The 281-nt window shown below is 58.4% G+C and carries 1 protein-coding gene; it reads left to right on the top strand.

Annotation, left to right across the window (positions count from 1 at the left end):
- Nucleotides 1-12: 12 nt before the first annotated feature.
- Nucleotides 13-281, top strand: a 269-nt coding sequence (locus ACH107_RS33780; RefSeq protein WP_412509919.1) for an SDR family NAD(P)-dependent oxidoreductase, incomplete at its 3' end; no start/stop codon positions are given.

The raw sequence follows: 281 nt of genomic DNA, 5'->3' as shown, positions 1-281 counted from the left end.
CAGATCTATGCATTGGACGTCAACGACCATGCTGCGTTGACACAAGCTGCGACTGACTTCCTCGCGCATGCGCAAGGGATAGACATCGTCATTGCGAATGCAGGTATCTCGCGCGGCACGCTGACCGAGTATGCGGAAGATCTGCAGGTTTTTGAGCAAGTGTTTGCGACCAATGTGACGGCGACGGTGGCGACCTTCTCACCCTTCATTGCGACCATGCAGGCGCAGGCTGCAGCCGGACATACTGCTTGCCGTCTGGTCGGCATAGGCAGCGTGGCGGG

The organism is Roseovarius halophilus (ex Wu et al. 2025) (assembly GCF_047086965.1).
Note: the sequence above shows the minus strand (reverse complement) of the source record. Positions and strands in the feature narration are given on the sequence as shown.